The following is a 26,558-nucleotide window of genomic DNA, read 5'->3' on the forward strand; positions in this document are numbered from 1 at the left end:
GCGGGTCACTGTCGCACGACAGTGTTCGACAGAGCACGACAGAGCACTACAGCAGCTCCTCGCCGGCCAGGGCCAGGCGGGAGCGTTCCACGCTCTTCAAGGTCACGTGTCCAGCGTGGGGCCAGTTCTTGAAGTTCTGAACGACGGCAGCCATGCCGCAGGTGTTGGCGGTCAGGTAGGGGGTGTCGATCTGACCGACGTTACCCAGGCAGACGATCTTGGTGTTGCGCCCGGCTCGGGTGATCAAGCTCTTGAGCTGTTTTGGGGTGAAGTTCTGGGCCTCGTCGATGATCAGGAAGGTATCGTTGAGCGTACGACCGCGCATGAAGCCCGGCGCACGAATCTGCACCCGAGACGCCAGCAGCTGGCGCGTGGCATCCTGGTTCCAGGTAGAACTGCCGTCGTGCTCGTCTCGCAGCAGGTTGTCCATGTTGTCGTGGAAGGCGCCCATCCAGGGTGACATCTTCTCCTCTTCTGTCCCTGGCAAAAAGCCGATGTCCTCGCTCATGGAAATGGGGGCACGGGTAAACACCACGCGCTCGAAGCGTTTGCTGTCCAGGGTCTGTTGAAAGGCTGCCGCCAGGGTCATGAAGGTCTTGCCGGTGCCCGCGCTGCCGGCCACCGTGACCAGATCGATGGCATCGTCCATCAATAGGTTAAGGGTAAAGTTCTGACGGCTGTCGTGGGCATGGACGCCCCAGACGCTGGCGCCGTGACGGTAGTTGGTCAACAGCTCCAGGGTGGCCTGGTGCGGGGCCAGTTCGCGCACGATGGCTTCGAAGCTGGCTTCGCTGTCAGCGTCGGAGACCAACATGCCAAGGTGCCAGTGGGCGGGGATCTCTCCGCTCAGGCGATAGATCACCTTGTCCTGTTCACGCTCGACCTTGACGTCCAGAGCCATGGCGTCCCACAGGTCATGACCGGCATCCGGGTAGACGGACACGCCATCGGTCATGGCGTCGGAGTCGTCAAAGGCGCGGTCGGTCAGGTAGTCCTCGACGGGCACGCCCAGGGCGGCGGCCTTCACCCGCAGGTTGATGTCCTTGGTGACGAGAACGACCGATGCATCGGGTCGCTCCTGACGCAGCCGGCAGGTTTCTCCCAGCAGCCGGTTGTCAGGACTGTCCTCCAGGTTGTCAGGCAGGGTCAGGTCGGAGTAGCACAGCAGCCGGAGTCGGCCTTCAGGGCCGCTGACGCGGGTAATCGGGATGCCTTGGCGAATCTGGTCGATATCGACATTGGCGGTGAGGTCAGAGAGGGTCCGGCTGACTTGCCGGGCGGTGCGAGCAATTTCTCGGATGCCGTTCTTGTGCTTGTCGAGCTCCTCGAGCACGGTCATGGGGATAACCACTTCGTGCTCTTCGAACTGGTAGAGGGCGCTGGGGTCGTGGATCAGTACGTTGGTGTCCAGCACGTACAGTCGGGTGGCCTTCTTGTCGATGCGTACCATCGGCGCAGCTCTCCTGATGATCACCTTGGGCGTCAACATGACGCCTCGATGTCGACACTCTCAGCGCAACGTGTCAGAGATGTGACAGAGGCCGAGGTGTCGGCTTGCTCGCGTGGGGTTCCTCCTGTGGTGGCTGGGGCGACAGCCGCTCGCTGACGGCGTCACCGTAAGGTCGTTGAGCAGGGCGGCAAAGACGGTCCTGCTCATCCTTTTGACCGTGATGTTCTCAACTGGTGCCTTCGACCTAAGCATGGACGATGACAGAAATGCTGCAAGGGCGAACAGTTTCAACGCTTGATGACGTTTTGCTGGAGGCGGCCCCGGCGATCCTTGCCGGAGCCCGCCAGACAGTCTGGCCTGCCCGGAGGCTGAAGACTCAGGTGGCGATCATGACCCTGTCCTGGTCGAAGGCCACCGACCAGGTACGCAGTTGGATACCGGGATCTTCCAGGCATTGGCCGTCGGCCAGTCGGTAGTGCTGCTTGTAAAGCGGGGAGGCCACCATCGGCTCCCCCTGATGGTCGCCCAGCAGACCGCGAGCGATCACATTGGCTTGGGCGACCGGGTCGTGGTGGTCGATGGCAAAGAGCTCCGTGGGTTGGCCCGGCAAATAGAACAGGGCGACCTGGTGGGCGCCGTCACTGCTATCGCACCAGGCAGCAACGCCGGAGTACGCCACCAGATCGCTGCGCTGGCACAGCACGGTCCAGTGAGCCCCGTGCGCGGAGGGAGAGAGTGAAGCGTTCGGACAAGAAAGCGTCATGGTGGGTCCTCGGTATCCTGGATGGCGGGGTGGATCATGCCGGGCGCAGCTGGCCGCGCTCCTGGGTGACGATGATGTCGGGGTCGGCGCGCTGATCGTTGACATAGCTGCGAAAACGCTTGAGCTTGTCCGGGTCGGAGAGGGCGCCAGCCCATTCGCACTGATAGCTGTCGATGACCTGTTGCATCTGGCGCTCCAGCTCTGCACCGAGGCCGAGGCTGTCGTCCAGGATCACCGCCTTGAGATAATCGAGCCCGCCTTCCAGCTGCTCCCGCCATACCGAGGTGCGCTGCAGTCGATCGGCGGTCCGCACGTAGAACATCAGCAAGCGGTCGATGGTCTGGATCAAGGTCTGGTCGTCCAGGTCAGTGGCGAACAGCTCTGCGTGGCGTGGACGCATGCCGCCATTGCCGCAGACATACAGGTTCCAGCCGTGCTCGGTGGCGATGACGCCGATATCCTTGCTCTGTGCTTCGGCGCATTCCCGTGTGCAGCCCGACACCGCGAACTTGAGCTTGTGCGGGGAGCGCAGGCCCTTGTAGCGGTGCTCAAGCCGCAGTGCCATGCCGACGCTGTCCTGAACCCCATAGCGACACCAGGTGCTGCCGACGCAGGATTTCACGGTACGCAGCGACTTGCCGTAGGCGTGTCCGGTCTCGAAACCGGCCGCGATCAGCTCACTCCAGATGGCGGGAAGGTCCTCCAGGCGAGCCCCGAACAGGTCGATGCGCTGACCGCCGGTGATCTTGGTGTAGAGACCGTATGTCTTGCCCACCTGCCCCAGCACGATCAGCTTGTCGGGAGTGATCTCGCCCCCGGCAATCCGCGGGACCACGGAGAAGGTACCGTTCTTCTGCATGTTGGCCATGAAGGTATCATTGGTATCCTGCAGGGGGATGTGTGCTGCGTCGGTAATCGGCTCGTTGAAACAGGAGGCCAGGATCGAGGCTACCGCCGGCTTGCAGATGTCGCACCCCAGACCCGGCGATCCATCCGGGCGCGGCGTACCATGCCGTGACATCAACTCACTGAAGGTCTTGATGCCTTCCACCCGGACGATGTCGAAGAGCTGCTGGCGGGTGTGGGCAAAGTGCTCGCACAGCGAGGTATCGACGTCCATGCCGCGAGCTGACAGCTCATGATCAAAGACGCTTTTCAGCAGTGCAGCGCAGCCTCCGCAGCCGGTGCTGGCCTTGGTGGCATCCTTGACCGCTGACAGGTCCTCGCACCCCGCATCCACGGCTGCGCTGATCGCCCCCTTGGTGACGTTGTGGCAGGAGCAGATGGTCGCCTCCTGGGGCAATGCATCCGGCCCCAGTGCCGGCGCAGCCTCGTTGGATGGCAGGATAAGTGCGGCCGGGTCCACGGGCAGGTCAAGGCCGTTGGCGTAGTACTGCATCAGGGTGTCATAGGGGCCGTTGTCACCGACCAGCATGGCCCCCAGCAAGCGCTTGCCATCGGCGGACACGACCAGCTTGCGATAGATCTGCTGCAGCTGGTCAAAATAGCGGTACTGCTTGGCGCTGGGGTGACGGTTGCCATGGGCGTCGCCGATGGCGCCCACATCGACGCCCATCAGCTTCAGCTTGGTGCTCATGTCGGCGCCAGTGAAGGTCAGTTCGCCGCCGCTCAAGGTGTCTGCGGCCGCCTTGGCCATCTGATAGCCCGGAGCGACCAGGCCGAAGATGCTGTTGTTGTACAGGGCCACCTCACCCACTGCGAGAATCGCTGCATCGCTGGTGACGCAGTGATCGTCGATGACCACTCCGCCCCGCTCGCCGATCTCCAGTCCACACTCCCGGGCCAGTTCATCCCGGGGACGAATGCCCGCAGAGAACACGATCAGGTCGGTCTCCAGCACCTTGTCATCCTGGAACACCATGCGCAGGCGGCTGGCATCGCCAGGCACGATCTCGCGGGTGGCGCGTTCGGTCAGCACCTGAACCCCGAGACCCTCGATCTTTTCTCGCAACAGCTCGCCGCCCTGATCATCGACCTGCATGGGCATCAGGCGGGGGGCGAATTCCACCACCGCCGTATCCAGGTCGAGTCCACGCAGAGCGTTGGCCGCTTCCAGCCCGAGCAAGCCCCCTCCGACCACCACGCCAGTGGTCGCGGTGCTGGCGGCATGGCGTATCGCGTCCAGGTCGTCCAGGGTGCGATACACCAGACAGCCATCCCGGTCATTGCCCGCAATGGGCGGCACGAAAGGGGTCGAGCCCGTTGCCAGTACGAGCCGGTCATAGGCGTGTGTACCCTGCGGGGTGCGGACCTGCCGAGAGTCGCGATCGATAGCGGTGATGGCTTCGTCGAGGCGCAGCTCGATGCCGTGTTCGTGGTAGTAGTCCGCGGTCGACAAGGCCAGCGAGTCGGCGTCTTGACCGGTGAAGTAGTCGGACAGATGGACACGGTCATAGGCCAGGTGGCGCTCTTCGCCGAATACCGTGATGCGGTAGTGATGGTGCTGGCCGCGTTCGACCAGCTGTTCGATGAGGTGATGGCCGACCATGCCGTTGCCCACCACGATCAGGGTGGGGCGGGTGTCACGGGTGGCAGAGTCTGAACGTGTGGTCATCAGGCGGCATCCTGGTGGTGTGAAGAGTCGGAGTGAGGCGCAGCGTGGGCGCTGAGCAGAGCGTCGGTGTCGGCCTGGCCGAGCAGCAGGGAATGACGCACGCGGTCCAGACACGTACCTTGTTCGGCCAGTGAAAATAGCCATGGGCCCATGCGCGTATCGCCGTACAGCACGGCGCCCTCGAGCTTTCCATCGCGCAGCAGCAGGCGACGATATTCGCCGGTATCGTGATAGCTCAGCACTTCGTGGTCGCTGTCTGGCTCGGTAGGACCGAAGGCATACAGGTCGACGCCCGACACCTTCAGCTTGGTGGCGCAGGGCTTGTCGCTGTAGGTATCTGCGGCCTGGCCGCTGAGACGGGCGGCGAGTATCTCGACCTGGCGCCAGATGGGCTCTACCAGGCCGTAGGTGCTGTCACCGAACTGGCAGCACTCACCCACCGCCGAAATGCGTGGATCGGATGTGGCCAGGCCGTCATCCACATGGATGGCCCGATCGCAGTGAAGGCCCGCCGCTTGGCCGAGTTCGATGTTTGGCGTAATGCCTGCCGCAATCACGACGCAATCGGCCTCCAGCGCCGTTGGCCGTCCGCTGAGGCGCACGCCACTGACCTTGCCTCCTTGATCGCCGATGACGGCGTCGAGACGAGCCCCAGTGTGCAGTGCGATGCCGCGCTGACCGAGTTCGGTGGCCAGCATGCTGGCGGCGACAGCGTCCAGCTGACGGTTCATGACCCGCGATGAGCGCTGCACAACGCTAACCTGCATGCCTCGCCCGGCAAGCCCTGCCGCTGCCTCAAGGCCAAGCAGACCGCCGCCCACGACCACGGCGGTGCCGCCGGCTTCAGCGATGGCCGCCAGCCGGGCAGCATCGTCCAGGTCACGGAAGCCATGCACGCCTTCAAGGTCGATGCCGGGAATCTCGGGCATGGCACTGCGTGAGCCCGTGGCCAGCACCAGCTGGTCATAGCACAGTATTTCACCGTCATCACACTCGACGCGCTGGCGTCGACGGTCGATGTTTACCACCCGGGTGCCAAGGCGCTGGCCGACGATCGGGAAAGTGTGGTCATCAAGCGACAGGGCCATGCTTTCGCGCTCGATGTCTCCGGCAAGCCAGCTGGAGAGCAGTATGCGGTTGTAGGCGGGGTGGGGCTCGGCGCCGATGAGGGTGATATGGCTCGGTGCCCCGGAACGTCCCTTGAGGCGTGATACCAGCCGATGCGCGGCCATGCCGTTGCCGATGATCACGAGGTGACCTGTCGTGGGGCTTGCCTCAGTCGAAGGGGATACGGTGCTAGGGTGTGCGGTATCCGCTTGCGTCTTGCTGGACATGGTAAATGCTCCAAAAACGCCAAAGACGTCTCTCACTCCCCCAGCATTGGGGGGTGAAGAGACGTCTTTGTCTGAGTCGATGCGATCGCCGTTGATCGCGGCCGGCCAGGGCCGGTGTCATGTCAGTGAGTATCCAAGTTTCGTGCCGGGATACGCGGTTCTTCTTTTTTTACAACGTCTTGCTAAAAGATGAGGGTGCGTGGTGCAACACCACGACGGAGAGTACTACGGGGTGATGGCACTTGGTTGGTGCAACGCCTCGTCGTGATGCACGCTGCTGTAGCAGGTCTCCAGCGTGACGTCGTCCAGTTCCCGCCCTCTGGCCATCAGTAGCGGTTGGAGCCGCTCGGCCATGCCGTAAAAGTCGCTGGGGTGAGGGCGCAGGCCTTCACTCAGCAGAGGATAGCCGGGAGCGCAGCCCACGGGCAGTTCGTCGAGATGAGCGACCGCCTCATCCAGGTAGGGGGGCAGTGCCAGCCATTCCAGCGCCTGGCGGCGGGCGCCTGCCGCGCTGTCCAGCCAACTGGCGGCGGCCCGCAGCGCACGGATGAGGGCGGCCAGCGTGTGGGGGTAGCGACGCGCCCAGGACGCGGTGACGCCCAGCACCTTCTCGGGATGGCCCGGCATCATGTCCGCGCCGCTGGCGATGACCTTGCCGACCTGTCGAAATTCGGCCTGGCTTCCCCAGGGCTCGCCCACACAGAACCCATCGATTTCGCCCTCGCGCAAGGCGTCCACCATTCGGGGAGGCGGCAGCGCGACCAGCTCCACCTCGCTGTCGCTGTCGATAGCGCCGAGGGATAGCCATTCACGGAGCAACAGGTGCTGGCACGAGTAGGGGTAGACCATGGCCAGCCGAGGCTTGGCCAGACCCCGGGTCAGGCAGTCGCGCAGGGCCAAGGCGGAGCCTTGCGGGCGGGGCAGGTCGCTGCGCACATCCAGCGCATTGGCCAGCCGCTGGGACAGCACCAGGGTATTGCCCTGGCGGCCCAGTACCATCGCGGCCAGCGTTTCGCAGGGCGCCCGTGACAGACCCAGGCTCATGGCCAGTGGCATGGGCGCCAGCATGTGGGCACCATCGAGGAGTCCGGCAGCGACCTTGTCGCGCAGTGTCGACCAGGCGTTCTCTCGTGACAGGCTGACATCGAGGCCCTGCGCGCTGAAAAAGCCGCCTTCCCTGGCGATGATCAGCAGTGCCGCGTCCAGCAGCGGGACGAAGCCAAGGGTCAATCCTGCGAGCTCTGGTGCGCTGGTCGATGCCTGAGTGGCCTTCCCTATGCTCATGATCCCTGCTCCAGTGGTTTGAGAATATCGATGACGTTCTGGGCGACCTGGGCGATGCGCTGGCCGCGGTCCATGGCCAGCTTGCGCAGCATCCGGTAGGCCTGTTCTTCATCGCAGCTCTGGTGCTTCATCAACAGGCCCTTGGCCTGTTCGATGCGCTTGCGGTCGGCCAGCTGATTGCGAGCCTTGTCGAGGTCTCTGCGCATGCCCTGAAAGGCCTCGAAGCGGGCGATGGCAACCTCGATCACGGCCTTGACCCGGTTGGCGGCCAGGCCATCGACGACGTAGGCGCTGACCCCCGCCTTGACCGCTGCCTTGAGGGATTGCGGATCATGCTGATCGGCAAAGAAGACCACCGGCCTGGGATTTTCCCGTTGCAGCAGGGCCATGCTCTCCAGGGTGTCCCGGTCGGGGGATTCCATGTCGATAATGACCACATCGGGCTGATGCTGGCGCACCATGTCATTCAGGCTTGCCGGACTCGATAGCCGGCAGACGACCCGATGGCCATCGTTGGCCAGGGCCTCTTCGACCATGGCCGCGCGCACGATCTCATCGTCGACCAGCAGCACACTCAAGGTGTCGGGTTCAGGCATCGGCATAGAAGGCATGGCTCTTGTCGGGCGCTTGGTAAAGGTAACGGTGTGGTTGGAGGCACTGGGTAGTGGCAACGTGCCTCTGGTGTCAGCTGACAGCTCAGGACGCCGTCTAGGCTTCGCTGGCGGCAATATGTGTTCCACCTGGCTAACTATCTTTTTTAATCAGAGTGATAGCGATGCACGGCTACGGTGCAGCGGGGGGTGAAGGGATGGGCAAGCAGGCAAGGGGCACGAATTGCACCGGATGGGTGCGAAACAACGCTTCGCGGTGAACGTCGTGGTGCATGGCCGCCTCGTTCAGCCGCAGGCAATGCCCTGGCGGGCCCAGAGCGTGAGCCTTCACGCAACAGCCAGGCGGTCGCCCTCGGGCGGAGCGGAAAGCCGGTGTCACCGGGCGCACCTGCCCTGGCTGCCGGCAACCTGGAAGGGGGTTCCTGCCAAGATGGCACGAGGTTTGCTTCTGTAGTGGAAAGCGCAGACATCGGACAGCGACAGGTCTGCGCGCAACGGAAATCCAATGTGGGGTTTCCTCGGCAAAGACGCCCATTCAGCTCCTGGCCATGCCAGGCGCTGAGTGGGCGTTTTGCGTGATGGCTCACAGGAGAAGGGGATGACCCAGACAGATCATGACGGCGTGCCAGCCCAGCCAATCCTCGACCATGGCGATGGCAAACAGGCAGGCACGCTGACCACCTGTCCCTACTGCGGTGTTGGCTGCGGTGTCGCGCTGAGTGCCAAAGCGGGGAGCGCCGTGGTCGAAGGCGATACCTCTCACCCCGCCAACTTCGGGCGTCTGTGCGTCAAGGGAACCGCGCTGGCAGAGACATTGGGCCATCACGGCCGCCTGACGATGCCGCGGGTCGATGGTCACGAGACCCGTTGGGAGCCGGCGTTGGATACGCTCGCCGAGCGCCTGCTCAAGATACGCGAAGCCGCGGGGCCGGGTGCCATCGCTGGCTATCTGTCGGGACAGCTGTTGACCGAGGACTACTACGTCGCCAACAAGTTGTTCAAGGGGTTCATCGGTACCCCGCACCTGGATACCAACTCACGTCTGTGCATGGCCTCTGCTGTCGCCTCCTACAAGCGGACCTTTGGTGCCGATGCGGTGCCCTGTAATTACGAGGATCTCGAGGAGGCGGAGCTGGTCGTGCTGGTGGGATCCAACCTGGCCTGGAACCACCCGGTGCTCTACCAGCGGCTGCGGCTGGCCAAGTCGCGTAATCCCCTGTTGAGGGTGGTGGTCATCGACCCACGCGTCACTGACAGCTGCGAGATCGCCGATCTTTACCTGGGACTTCGCCCAGGCTCGGATGCGGCGCTGTTCAACGGGCTGCTTGCGTGGATGGCGCGCCATCAGCGACTGGACAGGGTGTACCTGCAGCGTCATACGGATGGCAGTGACGAGGCGCTGAAAGCGGCCTTGGTCGATGCTCCCGATATCGATGCGGTCGCGGCGGCGTGCGACCTGGACCCTGAGCGCCTGGAAACCTTCTACTACTGGTTTGCCACTCAGCTGCATGTGGTGACCCTCTACTCCCAGGGAGTCAACCAGTCGACCAGCGGTACCGACAAGTGCCAGGCCATCCTCAACTGCCACCTGGCCGGCGGCAAGATTGGGCTGCCCGGGGCGGGACCGTTCTCGATCACTGGGCAGCCCAACGCCATGGGCGGGCGTGAGGTCGGTGGCCTGGCCAACCAATTGGCGGCACACATGGATTACCACGCGCCGGGCGCGAGGGAGAGGGTGGCACGCTTCTGGTCGACTCAGACGGTGACCGCCACGCTGCCCGAAGGTCCAGGCTACAAGGCGATCGAGCTGTTCGAGGCGCTGGAGCGGGGAGAGATTCAAGCGCTATGGATTATCGCCACCAATCCTCTGGTCAGCCTTCCCGATAGTGATCGTGTTCGCGCCGCCATCGCCCGCTGTCCGCTGGTGATTGTGTCCGAGTGCATGGAGGATACCGAGCTGGTGGCGCTGGCGGACATCGTTCTTCCGGCCAGCGGCTGGTCGGAGAAGGACGGCACCGTGACCAACTCCGAGCGGCGCATTTCACGCCAGCGTGGTCTTCTTCCGCCGCCCGGAGAGGCACGCCATGACTGGTGGATCCTGTGTCAGGTGGCCGCCCGCCTGGGTCTGGGGGAGGCCTTCGCCTACACCCATCCGGCCGAGATATTTGACGAACATGCGCGACTGTCAGGTCTCGACAACGACGGTCAGCGCGCTTTCGATATCTCGGGCCTGGCGGGACTTACCCGGCAGCAGTACGACGCCTTGGCACCCATCCAATGGCCGGTCACCCGCTCCGCTCCGCGGGGCACGCCGCGGCTGTTCGAGGATGGTCGCTTCTTCACCGAGACCGGCCGAGCGCGGCTCTGGCCGGTCTATGCCAAGGCGCCACAGCAGACCACCAGCCAGCAGTTCCCGCTGCGCTTGAACAGCGGCCGAGTGCGTGATCAGTGGCACACCATGACCCGCACCGCCCGAGCCAGCCGGCTGATGAACCATCGTGCCGAGCCCTTCGTCGAGGTGCATCGTGACGACGCTGCAGCACTGGGCCTGGTCGATCAGGCACTGGCGTCGATCCGTTCACCCACTGGGGAAATGCGGGCTCGTGTGCGGGTCGCTCCTGGCCAACGCCGTGGTGAGGTGTTCGTGCCGATTCACTGGACCCGGCGCTTCAGCCACTCGCCTCAGGCTGGCGCGCTGTTCGGCGGGGTTACCGATCCGCTCTCCGGGCAGCCGGAAACCAAGCATGGTGCGGTGATGGTGTCTCCTCTGGTGCATAGCTGGGAAGCCACCCTGGTGCTCGGTGACGATGCCTTGCGCAATATGGGCGATTCGCCGCGAGACGCGATGGCCAGCCTGGTCAAGGGCACCGAGTACTGGACGCGAGTACCGATGGCGGCTGGCGAGCGCTGGCAGTTGGCGGGGGGGCTGCAGAGTGCCAGCCGCGACTGGCTGGCCTGGGCCCGCCAGCATCTTCCCGCTGAGGTGGGCCCGGTGCTGCAGGATCCGTCAGGCTGCCGCTGGCGCCTGGCCGGCTTCGATCAGGGGCGGTTGTGCTGGTGGCTGATGGTGGGACCGATGACCGAGCTGCCCGGGTTGGGCTGGTTGTCGCAGCGCCTGACGGAAGCGGCGAAGGGCGAGGTTATGGCCCAGCAGGATCGTCGCCGCGTGCTGGCGGGTTGCGATGATGGTGCTGCCGATCAGGGGCCTATTGTGTGCAGCTGTCACCAGGTGGGCCGCACCCCGATTCAACACGCGATACGTGCCGGAGATGATTCGGTGGAGGCGCTGGGGGCGAGGTTGGCGTGTGGCACCCAGTGTGGCAGTTGTCTGCCGGAATTGAAGAGCCTTGTAGAAGAGGAGAAGAGCCGTGGCGACATCAAGCCCCCGCAGCCAGTATCTGCATGCTGAGAACCCGTCCCCTGGGGCATCGAGCGTCAAGGCGTCCGCCGCTGGTACGTGGCGCAACAGCCCTGTCTGGCCGCGATGGATAGGGCTAGCCGTGCCGCTGTTGAAGCGTCTCGGTGGAAGCCGTTGCAGGCTTCGGCGCAGCGGTCAATCTGCGATGTTCGATACACCGGCACGAGCGATGTCGCTGCTGTTGGCGCGGCTGGCGACGCTCTGTCAGCGTGGCGCCGATCGCCTCGACAGGCCCGTGCCCATAGCGGCTAATGGCCCGCGTCGGGGACTGGTGTCGCTGGTGGGGGCGGGCAGTGGAGCCGGCGAGTTGCTGACGCTGCTGGCGCTGGAGCGACTCAAGCACGCTGATGCCGTCGTCTACGACCGGCTGGTGGGGCCTGGCGTGCTGGCGATGATTCCGGCCGGAGTGGAGCGGCACTATGTCGGCAAGGCACGCGGGCATCATAGCCTCGACCAGGCCAGCATCGGGCAGATGCTGGTCATGCTCGCGCGCCAGGGCAAGCGTGTAGTGCGATTGAAAGGAGGCGACCCCGGTATCTTCGGGCGTCTGGGAGAAGAGCTGGATGCGCTGGAGGCAGCAGGGGTGCCCTGGGATATTGTCCCTGGCATCTCGGCGGCGGCCAGTGCCGCTGCCGCCATGGGAATTCCCCTGACCGAGCGGGGCCATGCCCAGAGTCTTCGTCTGGTGACCGCCCAGCAGTGTCGAGAGGGCGGCGAGCCGGACTGGAGATCACTGGCGCGCCAGGATGAGACGCTGGTGTTCTACATGGGCCTGAACAAGCTCACGGCGATCTGTCGAGGTCTCATCACAGCAGGGCTCCCACGAGACTGGCCGGTGATGCTGGTGGCCAACGCCAGCCTGCCCGAGATGGCGTCAGTGGTGGGTACGTTGGCGGATATCGACAGCCGTCTGGCGGCCAGCCCGCTGCCGTCTCCGTGTCTGATCATCGTCGGCAGTGTGGTCAGCCGGGCCAAGGTGAAAGAGGCGGTTGTGGCAGAGCCTGCTATCACTGAGTCCGCCATCTCGGATCACCTGTAGCCGCCACCGGACACAGCCCTCTTTGCACAATCGTGGGAGGTGGCGCTGCCTGCTGTCAGCTGTGTCAGGTCGTTTCTGCGTGAGAGCCATGTGAGATGAGATGTCGGCGTCACTTTGGTGCCAGGACGACAGTGGCGTGACCGTTGGCGGTACCTGGCTCGACGTCACCGGTTTTCACATAGCGTGCCAGAAAGTCGAGCATCAGAACTTCACCGCTGACCGCCTTCAGGTTGGTGTCGATCCAGCGGTAGGCGCTGTAGGCACTGCCCTCCGGCGTGATCGGCAGAGGTGCAAGGCTGCCGTTATGCAGTAGTTGTATACCGACGCCCTTGGCATTCTGTGCACCGCTGTCCAGGGCGAGAATGCCCGCATCTCCGCTCGGATCGTACTCGTGGATGTCGCCCAGCACCGCCCATTCGATATCACTGTCAGTGTGGCACCAGGCTGAGACGTGTACTGGTGTGTCAGGCACGTTTTGCGGGGGCTGTCCGAGTTCAGTGAAGCGGTTGGTACCGACCTTGCCGAGCGAGACAGTCACATTGCTGAATCCCTGGCAGGGATTCATGCGCACCTTGAGGGGTTGGGCGAAGGTCAGGCCAGTGAGACTGAACAGGTCAGCATTGTGGGCAGGCGGGGTGCTGAGGTCATTCATCAGGGAAAGCAAACTGTATCCCTCCCAGGCCGCATGGGTGAGGGTGACACCATTGACGCCAGGGTCGCCCGCCAGCTTGTAGAGGGTGATCTTGACGTAGAACGGCGGCATTTGACGCCAGTTGACCGCAAACTCGGCGTCTGGACACACGCTGGTCATCGGGGGATATCCCGCTGCGAGCCCAGTGCCGGCCTTGGCGTCTGTGCAGGGAATGCCATGCACGGGCTCGTCGAAGGGAAACAGGTTGAAGGCTGGATTGGTGTTGGTCCACTTGAAGGGCAGTGCCTTGCCTTCCACCATCAACTCTGTGGTGTAACCGACGCTGCCGCTTCCGCCCCCGCCGTAGGGATTGCCGGTGCCGCTATCGGTCATGACGTACATGCCTCCGTCTGCTGCATCCGAGGTGATGCCAGGAATCGGCCAGTACCCCGTCGTCGCGGAGTAGTGCTGCCACAACAGCCAATACTTCACGGTATCTGGTGCGTACAGACAGCGAGCGACCCAGCCGCCGTTGATGGCATACAGCTGAGACGCGGGCAGTATGCCCACCCCGATGGGGGTGCCAATGGCCGTCGTGCTGTCCACCACGATCTCCGACCCGAAGTCGATCGGCAGGGGCCGGTTGTCCCATGGAGGGATGATTTCGAAGCAGTGCGCGCTTGCCCCGGGTGAAAAGAGGGCGGACGAGAGAGCCAGCAGCAGGCAGAGTCCTGGAAGCCAGCGACGGCAGAAAGGCAGGTAGCGGTGTTGAGGTGCCATCATCTCACGAGTTCCTGAGTCGGGTTGGGTGGGTGGGGCATACACTCCACTTCGACGATAGGGATGTCCGCGCTGCCCTTCGCAGGCATCACCCAGTCGGGCTTGGCCCAGCAGCGCTGGCCCTGGCCAAGCTCGACGGCCAGCACGCTTAGCGGAGCAAGGTCGCGTACCAGCAGCATGCCGCCAGCGCCGACTTGTCCAAGAGCTCGCCCGCCTGCCGTACTGACCTGGGCTCCGAGTGGTACGCCACGCCCTTGCTGCTGCAATACCACGACCACCGGCTGCCCGGACTGGGTGGCAAACTCGATAGGCACCATGGCGCCCGCATAGGGGGCAACACGAACGGTGGTACGCTGAAACTCCACCGCGGTAGAGGCACCGCGAGGATCCAGTTGAACGTCGTTGATGCGATAGGGCGACAGGAACGGCACCAAGGCCTCTCCGTCGCTATCCAGCGTAAGATTGGCGGCGTTGGTCACCCGCGCTCCGGCTCCGCCCTCGGCTCGTACCAGGCCCACGGTGTCGCCGGTGCTTTGGCCAAAGGTGATGCCATGGCGGTGCATCAGCACTGCGCCGTTGGCTCCAAACGACATCTGTTCGTAGTCATCACTGTGGGAGCCCGACAAGGTGTATTGTCCCACCGACGTGTTGGTGGACAGGTTGGCGCCGTAGGAGCGCTGATCGTAGCCGTTCCCCGTGGACTGGCTAGCGTGTATTCCGTAGGCCACGGATCTCTCGGCACCCAGGTTGCCGGACACATTCAGGTGGTGAGTATCGTTGCTTGCCGAGTCATGGCTGGACGACACCGTCATGCGAGGGGCAAAGGCGTTGTTGGATAGCGGCAGAGAAACGGAGACCAGCGCCCTGTTCTCGCTGTCGCGATCGTCGTTTTCGGTGCGCGATAGGCTCAAATTGACGCTTAGCCTGCCAAAGGTGCGTGTCAGGCCGAGTTGATAGGTCGACTCCGATCCGTCTCGATGCCAGTAGTCCGCCACGGACCCCGTAAATGACAGGCGGGAGCGCTCACCCAGTGGCTGGCTGATATTGAACTGCAGTCGGTTTCGCTGGCTGGCGTCGCTGTGGTAAACGCGCTCGTCGTACTGGTCATGTCCGTAGGTGGTCGGGGCGTCTTTCAGATAGGCGGCGTCGCTCAAGGACAGGTAGCCGGAGCTGGAGTAGCGATAGGCAGCCAGGTTGATATCGGTATCGCTGGTGATCAGGTGCCGACTGTAGGAGGCCTGCAGGCTCCAGCCATGGCGATCCTCATCGCGCAGGCGGGCATCCGAGTACTGGGCATCGACCCCCACGGCGCCGAAGCGGGTATTGAAGGCCGCGCCAATCAGCGGCGACCAGTAGTCCTCGCTGGCTTGCAGTCCGGTGTAGCCGGTCAGGGCATTGTTCAACCCACGTCGATAGCCAACCTCTGCCAGCAGTGGAGCATCATCGATACCGTCGCTATTGAGCTGCCCTGCGGCCAGATAGAGCCTGGAGTGTCCGGGCCGCAGCAGTCCCGGCAGTGCTGCGTAGGGCACGCTGTAGCGCTCTATGCTGCCGTCTGCCTCGGTCACTTGAACGTCGAGGTCGCCTCCGTACCCGGTCGGGTAGAGGTCGTCGATGACGAAAGGACCAGGGGGAACGCTGGTTTCGAGCAGGCGCTTGCCTTGTTGAGTGATGGTGACCTTGGCCTGAGTGCGCGCTGTTCCTGTGACCACAGGCGCGTAACCGCGCTGGCTATCGGGCAGCATACGGGGCTCACTGGTCAGGGTGACGCCCAGTACCGGGACAGAGTCGAATAGCTCGCCCCGGGTGTTGACCTCGCCAAGACGCAGTAGGCGTTGCTGGTCGGCCAGCGGACGCTGCACATAGTGGTGCAGACTGTCCCAGTCGACATGGCCCTGGTCATCCCGGGTGGCATTGAAGTCGCTGCGGTACTGCCATAGCCCCAGATTGGCAGCAATCGAGGCGCCCAGAAAGGTACTGTCGAAGTGCTCCCCATCAATGCTGGATCGATAGCTGTTGAAATGGTAGTTGGTCAACACCGCGGCCTCACCGACGGCCCAGTGCTCTGCATCTACCTGGCCCCGAGGTCGTTGCTGGATCAAGGCCTGGGGCACGCTGAGTCGAGCGCTGAGGGAGCCGCGATCCAGCGTCAGGGTGATGCCAGACGCGACGGAGGCGGCGTCGATATAGCAATCATTCAATGGCTTCGATAGGCAGCGCTGCTCGAGGGCACGGCCAATCTCTTTATTCAGCGGGACTTGTTGCCAGCTCGACAAAGGCAGGCTAAGCGGTTGTTGCCCGTCTTGACTTTCCTCTATGCGCAACAGGTGGCGACCCAGCGATTGCTGGTTAACGCTCAGCTCAACCGAGTAGTCTCCCGGTACCATATAGTTGGCCTGGGAAAATCGGCTGATGTCCAGGCTGGCATCTTCCAGAAATACCGGGTTGAACTGCACCTGGTCGGCGACGGCGAGGCAGGGCAAGACCCACAATCCCAGTGCCACGCAGGTAAGAGGTCGTGCTCGCCGTTGCCAGTGAGGACTGTGGAAGTGTGCAGCCTTGATGGACATCCGCTGAATCAGATGTGACCAAGGCGGCAGGAGTCGTGTTGTCATGGAACACACGCCTGATCAGTGTTATTCGAGCTCCGCCTGACGAATCACCACGGCGCCATAGTCATTGACAGCCTGGTACCACAGCGATGTGTGGTGAGCGTCAGCAGCGGTCATTGGCCAGCTGGCCTGGCTGTGAGGGGCGATCATGTCCAGCGATATATCCGTCGTCGCTGGATCTTGTTGCCAGGATGCCGATAGCAGAGAGACGTGCACGTCGCTGGGATTGGTGCATTCCAGCAAGGTCTGGCCGTCACGTTTCAGGATCCGCCACTGGAGTCCTGCAATCGCTGCTGTCGCACTGACCTCCAGGTCGGCGGGACGATAGAACAGCTTCAGGCGCGTCAGGATGCCGAGCTGCAGCAGATTGCTGGGTTGCTCGGACATTGGCGGAACCTCCTTGATGTTGAGCCAGTAAAGCGATTCCTCCTGGGTCTGGGTCACCGGACGAATGCGCAGAATGCGCAGTGTCTGGCTTTGGCCAGGATCGAGGCGAAAGACGGAGGGGGTGACCAGGAAGGGCGAATCGGCGTCCCTGGCGGGGCGCGACCCAGCCACCTCGTCCGTCCATGCCTGGACCAGCACCGGCACGTTGTCCTTGTTGTCCAGGCGAATGGTCTGCTCGTGCAGGTCTTCGCTGTAGACCACGCGGGTACCGTTGATGGAGACGCTGGCCAGGGCCTGCGTAGCGGTCGACAGTGCCACCAGGCAAAGTACGGCCAGGCAGAGTAGACCGCTTGGTGCAGATCGCCAGGACTTCAACACGCCCATGGCGTTCATTGATAGATGATCTCGATAGCACCAGTGGCCTTCACCGTGCCGGCGGTAACGGCGGCGGCGGTGGATTGGTACCAGGCGGTGAGCGGAATGACTGTCGTGCCTGTGCCTGCGACGATATCGACAGGTGGCGTGCTGTCATTGTTGGCGGCCTTGACCCAGGCATCGTTAGCGTCATAGACGGCAATCCCCACGTTCTTGGCCGTGCTGGTGGCATCTAGCAGGAACAGGCCGGTGGTGGGATCAACCTGGCTATCGTCTCCGGTAAAGCGCACGGAGACTTTTTGTGCGCCGGTCGTGCCTGCCGTGCAGGTCAGCGCCAGTTGAAAGGCCTTCTGGCCCGCCCGTGTGCCGGCGGCGCCAAAGGCTCCGGTAGAAATCTTTGGCAGGGTGACCGAGGTATCGGCGGTAGGAATGGTGCAATTGGCAGCGACGATTTCGCCATTGAAGGTAATGGTGCCATCGGCTGCCTGGGCGTTGAGCCCCGTGACCAGCAGGGCGGCCAGGCCGATGGGAGCGACGAGCGACAGGCGGGTAGACATGAGAGATCTCCTGAGAGGGAAAGAGCGCATGATGTACCTCGTTAGAGAGGGATCAGTGCGTTCAGAAGTCGTACATGTCAAAGAATATTAACTACAGGTAAATTAGTGTTGAGCTAAGTCAATTTTTGGTTCTTTCTTTATCTTTGGTTTCTCAAATGTGTGAATTTGTTAAGTTTGTCCTAAGACCTTAAGTAACTTTCAATGATGTAGGTGTGGATTGGAGCTAGAGAGAGGGATATGGAGGCGTACTTTTAGGACTTTCGCTATTCTGTGCCGATCAACACAGGACACACGGATTCCATCATGCGCGCGTGGCTTCACTCGTTCAGGGCAGTTCTGATACTGGCTTCGGCTATCACATTGACGGCGTGCAGTGGCCTTCCGTCATTGGAGGGGCGAAGCGAGACACGCTATCTGCCCACTGATGACGCACGACATACGGCACTAGGGGAAATGGTGTCCCCGTATGTTGACGCTCATCCCGGCAAGAGTGGCATCCATCCGTTGCGCAATGCCCACGACGCCTTCGCCGCTCGCCTGCTGTTGGCGGAGTCGGCTGAGCGGACGCTGGACGTGCAGTACTACATCTGGCACGACGACATCACCGGCTCCATGCTGTATCAGGCATTGCTGGATGCGGCGAATCGCGGTGTGCGTGTCCGACTGCTGCTGGATGACACCAATACGGCGGGCCTGGATGACAAGCTGGCGGCTCTGGACGCCCACCCCAGCATCGAAGTGCGGCTGTTCAATCCCTTTGTGGTGCGCTCGCCACGCCTGGTTGGCTACGTGACCGACTTTTCACGGGCCAACCGCCGCATGCACAACAAGTCGCTGACCGTAGACAATCAGGCCACCATCATCGGTGGGCGCAATATCGGTGACGAGTATTTTGGCGCGGGTGACAACGTGATGTTTGCCGATCTCGATGTGGTCGCGATTGGCCCGGTGGTCGAGCAGGTGTCTGCTGACTTCGATCGCTACTGGGCCAGCCAGTCGTCGTATCCGGCGAGTCGTGTCATCGATTCGGTGGGGCGTGAAGGGCTGGCGCAGCTCGAGCAGTCGCTGGCCGCCGCCATGGGCTCAGACGATTCCAGGGAGTACCGGGAGCTTCTGGATGACAGCCAGTTCATGTCGTCGATTCGGGAGGGCAGCCTTGAGCTTGTGTGGGCCAATGCCTTGATGGTCAGCGACGATCCGGCCAAAGGGCTTGGGCTGGCAGATGACGAGGACCTGCTGACAGGGCGCATTCGCGGGTTGCTCGGGCCACCTCGCGACACCGTACACCTGGTGTCACCTTATTTCGTGCCGGTAGAGAAAGGCACTCAGATGTTCGCCGACCTTGAAGCCCGTGGGGTAGAGGTCACCATCCTGACCAATGCGCTGGAGGCCACTGATGTGGCGGCAGTGCACGCGGGATACGCCAAGCGTCGTCGTGAACTGCTGGAAGCCGGCGTCAGATTGTTTGAGCTGAAGCGTGCTCCCGATGCGCCCGGGCGCAGCGACGCGGCAGGCCCCTTCGGCAGCTCCGGCGCTAGCCTGCACGCCAAGACCTTCGCGGTAGATGGGGATCGTCTGTTCGTCGGCTCGTTCAATTTCGACCCACGTTCTGCGCGGCTCAACACCGAGCTGGGCTTTATCATCGAGAGTCCCGAGCTCGCCCAGGAAATGGAGCGCGTGTTCAACACTGACGTGCTGGACAACGCCTATGAAGTAAAGCTGGACGAGGACGGCAGCATGTACTGGCTCGAGCGCACCCCGGAAGGGGTGGTGCGTTACGAGGGCGAGCCGAATGTCGGGGTGTTGCGGCGTGCGGCAGTGTCGCTGATCTCGATCTTGCCGGTGGAGTGGATGTTGTAACGGTACTGTGGCTGGATAGCGTTTGACCGGCAACAACGGCCAGCACCCTGCTGGCCGTTTGCGTGAAGGGACCCCGCGGTAGGGGCGTCATTCAGCCATCGCCGCCGAAGGCGTCAAATACCTCCTGGCCGGTCATGTCCTGAGTCTGGTTGCCAAAGTGGTACCAGGCTGGCTTCTGGTCGATGAAGATCTGGTGGTCGAAGTGCCAGTCCTGTCCCTGATCGACCAGCCCTGCCGGGATCGCGTAGTGCTGACCGTCTTTCAAACGGTAGAAGAGGTGGGTGCCGCAATGCCGACAGAAGGCGCGCTCGGCCCACTCCGAGGAGGCAAAGACGGTGATGGCGTCTTCTCCCTCCAGCTCGATGGGGCCGGCTGGCTCCACGGCGAACAACGGACTACCGCCCCAGACTCTGCACATCCGGCAGTGGCAGGCGGCCACCTGGTAGGAGGTCAGTGGCACCGTGAGCGTCACGGTACCGCACAGGCAGCTGCCACTGACGCGGTGGGATGGCGTTGATGCGGTATTCATGTCACGTGCTCCTGCAGGCGGGATGCCTCAAGCCTAGCAGAAGCACGTGGTGGGGCACGTTTGGACCGACGTCGGAATGCGGACGCCTACCGGCCATGAGAGCTGGCCTGCAAGCGCCCGTCGCTCTGGTGTCGCGGTGTCCTAGAGTGAGGCCAGCACGGTATCGGCGCTCGACGCCTCAATCACGCCGCGCTCGGTATCCACGCCCAGATACTGCACCACGCCGTCGTCGACGATCATGGCGTAGCGCAGGCTGCGCACGCCCATTCCGGCGCCGCTGGCGTCCTTGTCCATGCCGATGGCTCGGGTGAAGTCTGCATTGCCGTCGGCAAGCATCGTCAGCGCCTGGGCATTCTGATCCTGCTGCCAGGCGCCCATGACGAAGGCGTCGTTCACCGACAGGCAGGCAACGGCGTCCACCTTCTCCAGCAGCTTGTCGGCATTGACCACGAAGCCAGGCATATGGGTGTTGGAGCAGCCGGGGGTGAAGGCCCCGGGAACGGCGAACAGAACCACCTTGCGTCCGTCAAACACGTCGCGGGTAGAGATGGCTTCCGGCCCCTTGGCGCCGTTGGTGTAGAGCGTCACATCTGGCAGGCGATCGCCGATGGCAATGGTCATGAAAGTACCTCAGGTCAGGGAAGTAAAAGGGGGATGCAGGGACCGTCAATCAGCGTCCGTGATGTCGTCCTGCAGAGGTGGGGTGGGACGCACGAGAATCTCGTTGACGTCCACGTGGCGCGGCTGGGAGATCGCGTACATCACGGCGTTGGCCACATCGCGGTCTTCCAGCGCGTACTCCGGTGGTTCGTCGAAAAATGGTGTGTCGACCATGCCGGGTTCTATCAGCGTCACGCGTATACCGCTGCCGCGAAGCTCCTCGCGCAGGTTGTAACCGATGCCTGAAACGGCCCACTTGGTCGCTCCGTACATGGAGCCAGGAAGAGTGGTTCTGCCTGCCGCAGAGCCGGTAAGGAGCAGGTGGCCCCGGCTGCGCCGCAGGGCAGGGAGGCAAGACTGTATGGTCAGCCCAAGCCCGTACACGTTAGTCATCAGCATGGCCTTCCACGTTTCCGGATCCGCCGAACTGAAGCCGCCAGGTGAGCCACCTCGGCCCGCGTTGGCAAATACCGCATCGATGCGGCCAAAACGCTCAAGCGCTTCCTCGACCATCATCTTCTGGGCCTCGGGATCAGTCACGTCCATGCCCACGGTCAATACATTTTCGGGGCCAAGCTCCTGAGCAAGGGCCGTCAGGCTTTCCTGGGAGCGGGCTGCAAGGACCAGATGGTAGCCTTCCCTCGATGCCGCTCGTGCGGTGGCAGCGCCGATGCCGCTGGACGCTCCGGTGATCAGCAACACTCCTTCTCGCATCGCATCCTCCTGGTGGCTCGGCTCCAATCGCGTCGGTGCTCGTTTCAGCATGCGTGGCTCCGGCGCATGTTGCAAACCTCTGGGCACAGGGGACGTCTTTCAAGGGCAAGCGCAAGGACCAGGAGACACAGCAAAAGCCCGGCGCAAGGCCGGGCGGTCATGCAGTGACGTTGGCCGCGCCTCCAGGCGGGCGGGCCGGGACGACTCAGCGTAACGACAATGCGCTGCCACGCTCGCCCTGGGCAGCGTCCTCGTAGGCTGCCGCTTCCGCGGCCTCCACTTCGGGACTGAACCGAACCAGCAGGGCGCACAGGGCGGCCAGGATCACTGCGGCGCCCAGGTAAAACAGGCCCTGCTGATAGCTGATCGTCTCGGAGCGAAACAGGAATCCCGCGGCCACGGCGCCCGCATTACCACCAGCACCGACGATCCCCGCCACTGCGCCAAGAGCACGCCGATTGATGAAAGGCACCACACCGAAGGTGGCACCCTCGGCCATCTGCACGAACAGGCTGAACACCAGCATCATGCCGATGGCCAGTGCCAGCACGTGCATCTGGGAGAAGAACATCAGCGCCACGCCCTCGCACAGCAGCGCGATGAAAAGCCAGCGAACCCGGCCCTTCAGCCCTGCGTTGCGCGCAAACAGGTCCGAGAAGATACCGCCCATGGTACGTGCGAACAGGTTCATCAAGCCAAACAGGCCGGCGATCATGCCGGCGGTGGCCAGCGTCAGGTCGAAGTTATCGAAGAAGTAGATGGCGGCGATGTTGTTGATGGTCAGCTCCACGCCGAAGCAGGCCGCGTAGACGACGAACAGTGCCCATACGCGAATGTCTCGAGCGGCGGCGCCGAAGGTGCTGGCCATGCTGCCTTCTCCCGACGCTTCCTCCAGTTCACCGCGGGCACGTAGCTCCTTGAAATTGCCGTCGGGGGCATCCTGGGTAAAGCGGTAGTAGCAGAGTCCAGCGATAAACATCACTACCCCGGGAACGACCATGGCCAATCGCCAGCCCAGGGTCTCGCTGACCCCCAGCATCAACAGCCCAGAGAAGATCAGCGGCATCAGGATCTGGGTGGTGCCGCCCCCCAGGTTGCCCCATCCGGCAGAGGTGGCATTGGCGGTGCCGACCACGTTGGGAGCGAACATCACCGACGTGTGGTACTGGGTGATGACAAAGGAGGCGCCGATGGCGCCAATGGCCAGTCGTGCCAGCAGAAAGGATTCAAAGCTGTCGGCGAAACCAATGCTCATCACTGGCAGGGCGCCAAGGCATAGCAGCCAGGTGTAGGCCAGCCTAGGGCCAATGCGATCACACAGAACGCCAATGGCCAGCCGGACAATGACCGTGATGGCGACCGAGGCAATGATCGTATTGCCTATCTGGGTCTTGGTCAGGCCGAGGTCGTCTCTGACCACCGCCATCAGCGGGGCGATGCCAAACCAGCCGAAAAAGCATAGGTGGAACGCGAACCAGGAAAAGTGGAAGGCTCGCATTTGCGGAGTCGAGAAGGAAAACAGGCGGATCCTGTTGGCCTTGTGGCGCAGATTCATGGAACAGTCCTCCAGGGTGGACGAACACGCGAACTTGTTTGGCCTTCGCCATTGAAGGTCGGGTCCGACGCACTCGTACCCCCGAGGGGTCTGGTCCACGTCCGGCACACACTGGTTGATGCGAAGCAAGTGAAATGCCGATGAAGGATAAGCGCAGCCTAATCAGTCGTTTGTGATTTTTTGCGCTGCTGGCGTGCAGGGGGTGGCGACCCGCGGTGCATCGATGCGGTGCATCATTAGCCGTCATGTATGGTCGGAGTGCGCCTTGCAGGTGCCCCCAGCGGGATGCTGTGCGCCTTGAACCGAGCCTTTACCGCACTCGCCATGACGTGGATGTTGCTCGGCGAGATGCCATGGTCGCTGTTGGCTGCAGTGGGGTAGAGGAGGTAGAGCAGGTAGAGCAGGGGAAGAGGAGGAGAAGGAAGAGGAAAAGGAGGCGAGGGAAGGGAGGGCTGAAGAGGCATAGCGCTTCAGATCGAGGTGGGTGTCACGTGGCACAAGTGGGCCCGTGCGCCATCTAGAGCCACGGCACGGAGGCTCCGTGCCGTTGGCATCCTGGGCAGGCGTCATCAGCGCGACAGCGCAGCGACTTGCTGATCTTGACGTGGGCAGCGCAGGTAGGCGGAGCTGTTCAGCCAACGCTGGTCCGGATAGTAGGTGAACAGATACTGGTTGTCGCGAATACTGTTGATCAGCGGCACGGCGACCTCGTTGCGGACTGCCGGGCAGCCGTGGCTGCGACCGATTCGACCGGTTCGCTCAATGAATTCCTGGCTGACGTAGTCGGCACCGTGCATGACGATGGCGCGGTCGTAGGCGTTGTCGTTGACCCCCGGCTCCAGTCCTTCCAGGCGCAGGGAATAGCCATTGCTGCCGACATAGCTGTTCATGGTGCGAAACAGTCCGATGCTCGACTGATAGCTTTCGGGAATGTTCGAGAACATGCTGGCCACGGCGTCGCCAGAGTTCTTGCCGTGGCTCACCCATTCGCGAAAGATCAGGCGGGGCTGCTTCAGGTCGAAGACCCATAGTCGGCGTTCGGTGGACGGCAGCGAGAAATCGATCACGGCCAGGCGCTCTGCATCAGGATCAGCGCAGTTGATGGCGCGAGCGGCGAGACTTAGCACCCCCGGGTTGGCCTTGGGTGCCAGGCGCGCCAGGGTCTGCTCGAGGGAGTTGTGGTTCCAGTGGTCCTCCCGGGTGGCGTCGCGAATAAAATCCTGAGCGCTGGCAGGAGCCGCAAAAATGGCGCACAGGGTCAATACTAGAGCATGGGTGAGACGTGTCTTCATGCGATGGTAGGGGGCTGAACAATGGGTCGACATGCTCATCAAGGCTCCGAGGGCATACAGTGGCGTCGGTGGTGATCGTAGCTCGCTGTTCTGCTGCAGGCGTCGTGACAGGAGCCAAGAGACAAAGGCTGCGGTGGCCGGCCATGGCCTCGGTGCATCGCGCTATCTCAAGGCGACACGCCATCGCTGTCGCAGCGTCGCAAGGTGTCATGACGTAAGGTCGTGTAAGCGGTACGCTTAACTTTATGACGATACGCTGTCGTCGTGACACATGCTGTAAAACAGGTCGGGTCGGTGGAATACCGTACCGACGACTCTATTATGACAATACCGCCCGGGATGGCCAGTATTGACGTCAAGTTGCAGGGAGTTCAGGTCATGTTTAACCCAAATGTGGTACGGCGGCTAATGCCAGGGAAGGGCATTGCCGCAGCACTTTGTTACGCCATGCTGGTGTCTCCGGCGTGGGCGGCAGTAGACGGTGATGATGGCACCGGCGAGACGGGTCCTGCCGCGACGGGACTTTCGTCGGCATCCTCCACGGCGGAAGGGGGAAGCGTCGAGGAAGCGTTGCAAGATGTCGGCGGCGTAGTGCCAGGCCCACTTGCGGGCCGCCTGATCGGCGCATCCGAGATGGCCCAGCGCTTCTATGGACTGCGTGGCCAGCGCGCTGTGTGGACGGATATGGAGCGGGTAGATGCCCTGGTCGCGGCGCTGGAAGACCTGGATGACGATGGCCTGACGCCGCAGGATTATGCGCCGGCGGCATTGTTGAGCCAGGCTCAGTCCAGTGACCTGTCTACACCGGGGGCTTTTGAGGTCACGGCAACCGAGACGCTGCTGGCAGCCATGGCGCACCTGCAGCGAGGCAAGGTCGATCCGCTGAGGATCGATAACGACTGGGAAGTGGACGTCGATCCCCCTGCCTTTGACCTGGTGAGGCTTTCCCGTGAGCTGGACCGTGGCGATGTTGCTGACGCCCTCGAGATGGCACGCCCTCCGTTCGAGCCCTATCGCCAGCTGCGCTCGGCTCTGGCGCGCTACCGCAACATCGAGCGCTTGGGAGGCTGGCCGCTCTTGCCTGCACGGGAAACGCCGCTGCGTCCGGGAGACCGGGACGCCGATGTGGCGCTGTTGAGGCAGCGCCTGGCGATGATCGGTGAACTGGAAGTGATGGCGGCAGATACTGCCCACTACCCGCAGCTTGATCTGCAAGCGCCCGAGGCGGAAGTCTACGACGAGCCCCTGGCCGCAGCGGTGCGTCGCTTCCAGCGGCGTCATCTGTTGACCGATGACGGGGTGGTCGGACCGAATACCCAGGCCGCGCTCAACATGACCGTGGGCACCCGCATTGACCAGATTCGCGCCAACCTGGAACGGGCACGCTGGCTGCTGCATGGCTTGCCTGAGTCCTTCGTGCTGGTGGATATCGCGGGGTATCGGCTGAGTTACTTTCGTCCCGATGGCAACGTCTGGCGATCTCGCATCGTCGTGGGTCAGCCCTACCGTCGGACGCCGACCCTGCGCTCCGAGATCACTCACCTGACCCTCAATCCGACCTGGACAGTGCCTCCCACCATCTATCGTGAGGATATCCTGCCCAAGGTGCGGCGCGACCCAGGTTATCTGGCGAGCCGGGACATGGTGGCCCTGTCTTCCTCCGGCCAGCGCCTTGATCCCTATTCCGTGAACTGGTCGAGCCCCGGTGGAGTGATGCTGCGCCAGGGAGCTGGACCACGCAATCCGTTGGGTCGGGTGGTGATTCGCTTCCCCAATGACCATCTGGTCTACCTTCACGACACCCCTTCACGGGGGCTGTTCAACCGTACCCAGCGGGCCTTGAGCTCCGGCTGTATTCGGGTGGAAGGGGTGGCTGAGCTCGCCCAGCTGTTGTTTGATGACTCCAATACGTCGGCTAGCGTCAGCCGCCTGATCGGTGATGGCAAGACCCGCAATGTGTCGTTACAGCGACGTATTCCCGTGGTGCTTAATTACTGGACCGTGCAGCCGGAGGCCGATGGCCACCTGGCCTTCAGGCCCGATATCTATAACCGTGACCGTGCAGTGGTCACGGCACTCGATGCTCCGGTGGTGCTGTAGCGGCCCTGCGCACACATCGTCTGTTGCCGGCC

Annotated in this window: 19 protein-coding genes; 4 read left to right on the plus strand and 15 right to left on the minus strand. The window is 62.8% G+C overall.

The genetic code is table 11. The features are described from left to right. Positions 1–46: 46 nt before the first annotated feature. The 6 genes from KUV45_RS14425 to KUV45_RS14450 form a co-directional block, all read right to left on the minus strand. Positions 47–1,450 carry a PhoH family protein gene (locus KUV45_RS14425; protein WP_206943184.1) on the minus strand — a complete coding sequence of 468 codons (1,404 nt, stop codon included), beginning with the start codon at positions 1,448–1,450 and terminating at the stop codon, positions 47–49. A gap of 376 nt (positions 1,451–1,826) precedes the next feature. Then, positions 1,827–2,213 carry a nitrite reductase small subunit NirD gene (gene nirD / locus KUV45_RS14430; RefSeq protein ID WP_206942970.1) on the minus strand — a complete coding sequence of 129 codons (387 nt, stop codon included), beginning with the start codon at positions 2,211–2,213 and terminating at the stop codon, positions 1,827–1,829. 34 nt (positions 2,214–2,247) lie between these two features. Next, entirely contained in the window at positions 2,248–4,788 is a 2,541-nt protein-coding gene (gene nirB, locus KUV45_RS14435) for a nitrite reductase large subunit NirB (RefSeq protein ID WP_222161932.1), read from the minus strand. After that, positions 4,788–6,122 (minus strand): NAD(P)/FAD-dependent oxidoreductase, encoded by a 1,335-nt coding sequence (locus tag KUV45_RS14440; protein ID WP_222161933.1) that lies wholly within the window; start codon positions 6,120–6,122, stop codon positions 4,788–4,790. The genes nirB and KUV45_RS14440 overlap by 1 nt, the downstream gene beginning before the upstream one ends. A 225-nt stretch (positions 6,123–6,347) precedes the next feature. Continuing rightward, complete coding sequence (locus KUV45_RS14445; RefSeq protein WP_206942964.1) at positions 6,348–7,406, minus strand: CmpA/NrtA family ABC transporter substrate-binding protein; 1,059 nt, start codon at positions 7,404–7,406, stop codon at positions 6,348–6,350. Further along, positions 7,403–8,017, minus strand: a complete 615-nt coding sequence (locus tag KUV45_RS14450) for an ANTAR domain-containing response regulator (protein ID WP_224851810.1) — start codon at positions 8,015–8,017, stop codon at positions 7,403–7,405. Before KUV45_RS14450 ends, KUV45_RS14445 begins: the two co-directional genes overlap by 4 nt. A 598-nt stretch (positions 8,018–8,615) precedes the next feature. Here KUV45_RS14450 and KUV45_RS14455 point away from each other — a divergent pair. Together KUV45_RS14455 and cobA are read left to right on the plus strand one after the other, a co-directional pair. Next, positions 8,616–11,426 (plus strand): nitrate reductase, encoded by a 2,811-nt coding sequence (locus KUV45_RS14455; protein ID WP_222161934.1) that lies wholly within the window; start codon positions 8,616–8,618, stop codon positions 11,424–11,426. A gap of 154 nt (positions 11,427–11,580) precedes the next feature. Further along, positions 11,581–12,474, plus strand: a complete 894-nt coding sequence (gene cobA / locus KUV45_RS14460) for a uroporphyrinogen-III C-methyltransferase (protein ID WP_222161935.1) — start codon at positions 11,581–11,583, stop codon at positions 12,472–12,474. A gap of 109 nt (positions 12,475–12,583) precedes the next feature. Here cobA and KUV45_RS14465 read toward each other — a convergent pair whose 3' ends face one another. The 4 genes from KUV45_RS14465 to KUV45_RS14480 are packed head-to-tail and all read right to left on the minus strand — an operon-like array spanning position 12,584 to position 17,816. Then, positions 12,584–13,888, minus strand: coding sequence for a fimbrial protein (locus KUV45_RS14465; protein ID WP_222161936.1), 1,305 nt, complete (start codon positions 13,886–13,888; stop codon positions 12,584–12,586). Beyond that, positions 13,885–16,500 carry a fimbria/pilus outer membrane usher protein gene (locus KUV45_RS14470; RefSeq protein ID WP_222161937.1) on the minus strand — a complete coding sequence of 872 codons (2,616 nt, stop codon included), beginning with the start codon at positions 16,498–16,500 and terminating at the stop codon, positions 13,885–13,887. Before KUV45_RS14470 ends, KUV45_RS14465 begins: the two co-directional genes overlap by 4 nt. Before the next feature lie 21 nt (positions 16,501–16,521). Then, entirely contained in the window at positions 16,522–17,277 is a 756-nt protein-coding gene (locus KUV45_RS14475; RefSeq protein WP_222161938.1) for a molecular chaperone, read from the minus strand. Beyond that, the gene (locus KUV45_RS14480) at positions 17,274–17,816 is read right to left on the minus strand and encodes a fimbrial protein (protein ID WP_222161939.1); all 543 of its coding nucleotides are present in this window, start codon (positions 17,814–17,816) and stop codon (positions 17,274–17,276) included. Before KUV45_RS14480 ends, KUV45_RS14475 begins: the two co-directional genes overlap by 4 nt. A gap of 453 nt (positions 17,817–18,269) precedes the next feature. On the opposite strand from KUV45_RS14480, the gene KUV45_RS14485 reads away from it, so the two are divergent. Continuing rightward, positions 18,270–19,676, plus strand: a complete 1,407-nt coding sequence (locus tag KUV45_RS14485) for a phospholipase D family protein (protein ID WP_224851809.1) — start codon at positions 18,270–18,272, stop codon at positions 19,674–19,676. 91 nt (positions 19,677–19,767) lie between these two features. On the opposite strand, the gene KUV45_RS14490 is transcribed toward KUV45_RS14485, so the two are convergent. The 5 genes from KUV45_RS14490 to KUV45_RS14510 form a co-directional block, all read right to left on the minus strand. After that, complete coding sequence (locus KUV45_RS14490) at positions 19,768–20,205, minus strand: GFA family protein (protein ID WP_222161941.1); 438 nt, start codon at positions 20,203–20,205, stop codon at positions 19,768–19,770. Between the two features lie 141 nt (positions 20,206–20,346). Further along, positions 20,347–20,826 (minus strand): peroxiredoxin, encoded by a 480-nt coding sequence (locus KUV45_RS14495; RefSeq protein ID WP_222161942.1) that lies wholly within the window; start codon positions 20,824–20,826, stop codon positions 20,347–20,349. A gap of 45 nt (positions 20,827–20,871) precedes the next feature. Then, positions 20,872–21,579 (minus strand): SDR family oxidoreductase, encoded by a 708-nt coding sequence (locus KUV45_RS14500; RefSeq protein ID WP_206942935.1) that lies wholly within the window; start codon positions 21,577–21,579, stop codon positions 20,872–20,874. 205 nt (positions 21,580–21,784) lie between these two features. After that, positions 21,785–23,134, minus strand: coding sequence for an MFS transporter (locus KUV45_RS14505; protein ID WP_222161943.1), 1,350 nt, complete (start codon positions 23,132–23,134; stop codon positions 21,785–21,787). A gap of 569 nt (positions 23,135–23,703) precedes the next feature. Continuing rightward, a complete protein-coding gene (locus tag KUV45_RS14510; protein WP_374107041.1) occupies positions 23,704–24,459 on the minus strand; it encodes a murein L,D-transpeptidase catalytic domain family protein in 756 nt (251 codons plus the stop codon). Between the two features lie 345 nt (positions 24,460–24,804). Here KUV45_RS14510 and KUV45_RS14515 point away from each other — a divergent pair, with 345 nt between their 5' ends. Further along, positions 24,805–26,526: a murein L,D-transpeptidase gene (locus KUV45_RS14515; RefSeq protein WP_224851807.1), complete on the plus strand. Its 1,722-nt coding sequence runs from the start codon at positions 24,805–24,807 to the stop codon at positions 26,524–26,526. Positions 26,527–26,558 lie beyond the last annotated feature (32 nt).

It is taken from the genome of Halomonas sp. DP3Y7-2, from assembly GCF_019800795.1.
Classification (GTDB): Bacteria; Pseudomonadota; Gammaproteobacteria; order Pseudomonadales; family Halomonadaceae; genus Halomonas; species Halomonas litopenaei_A.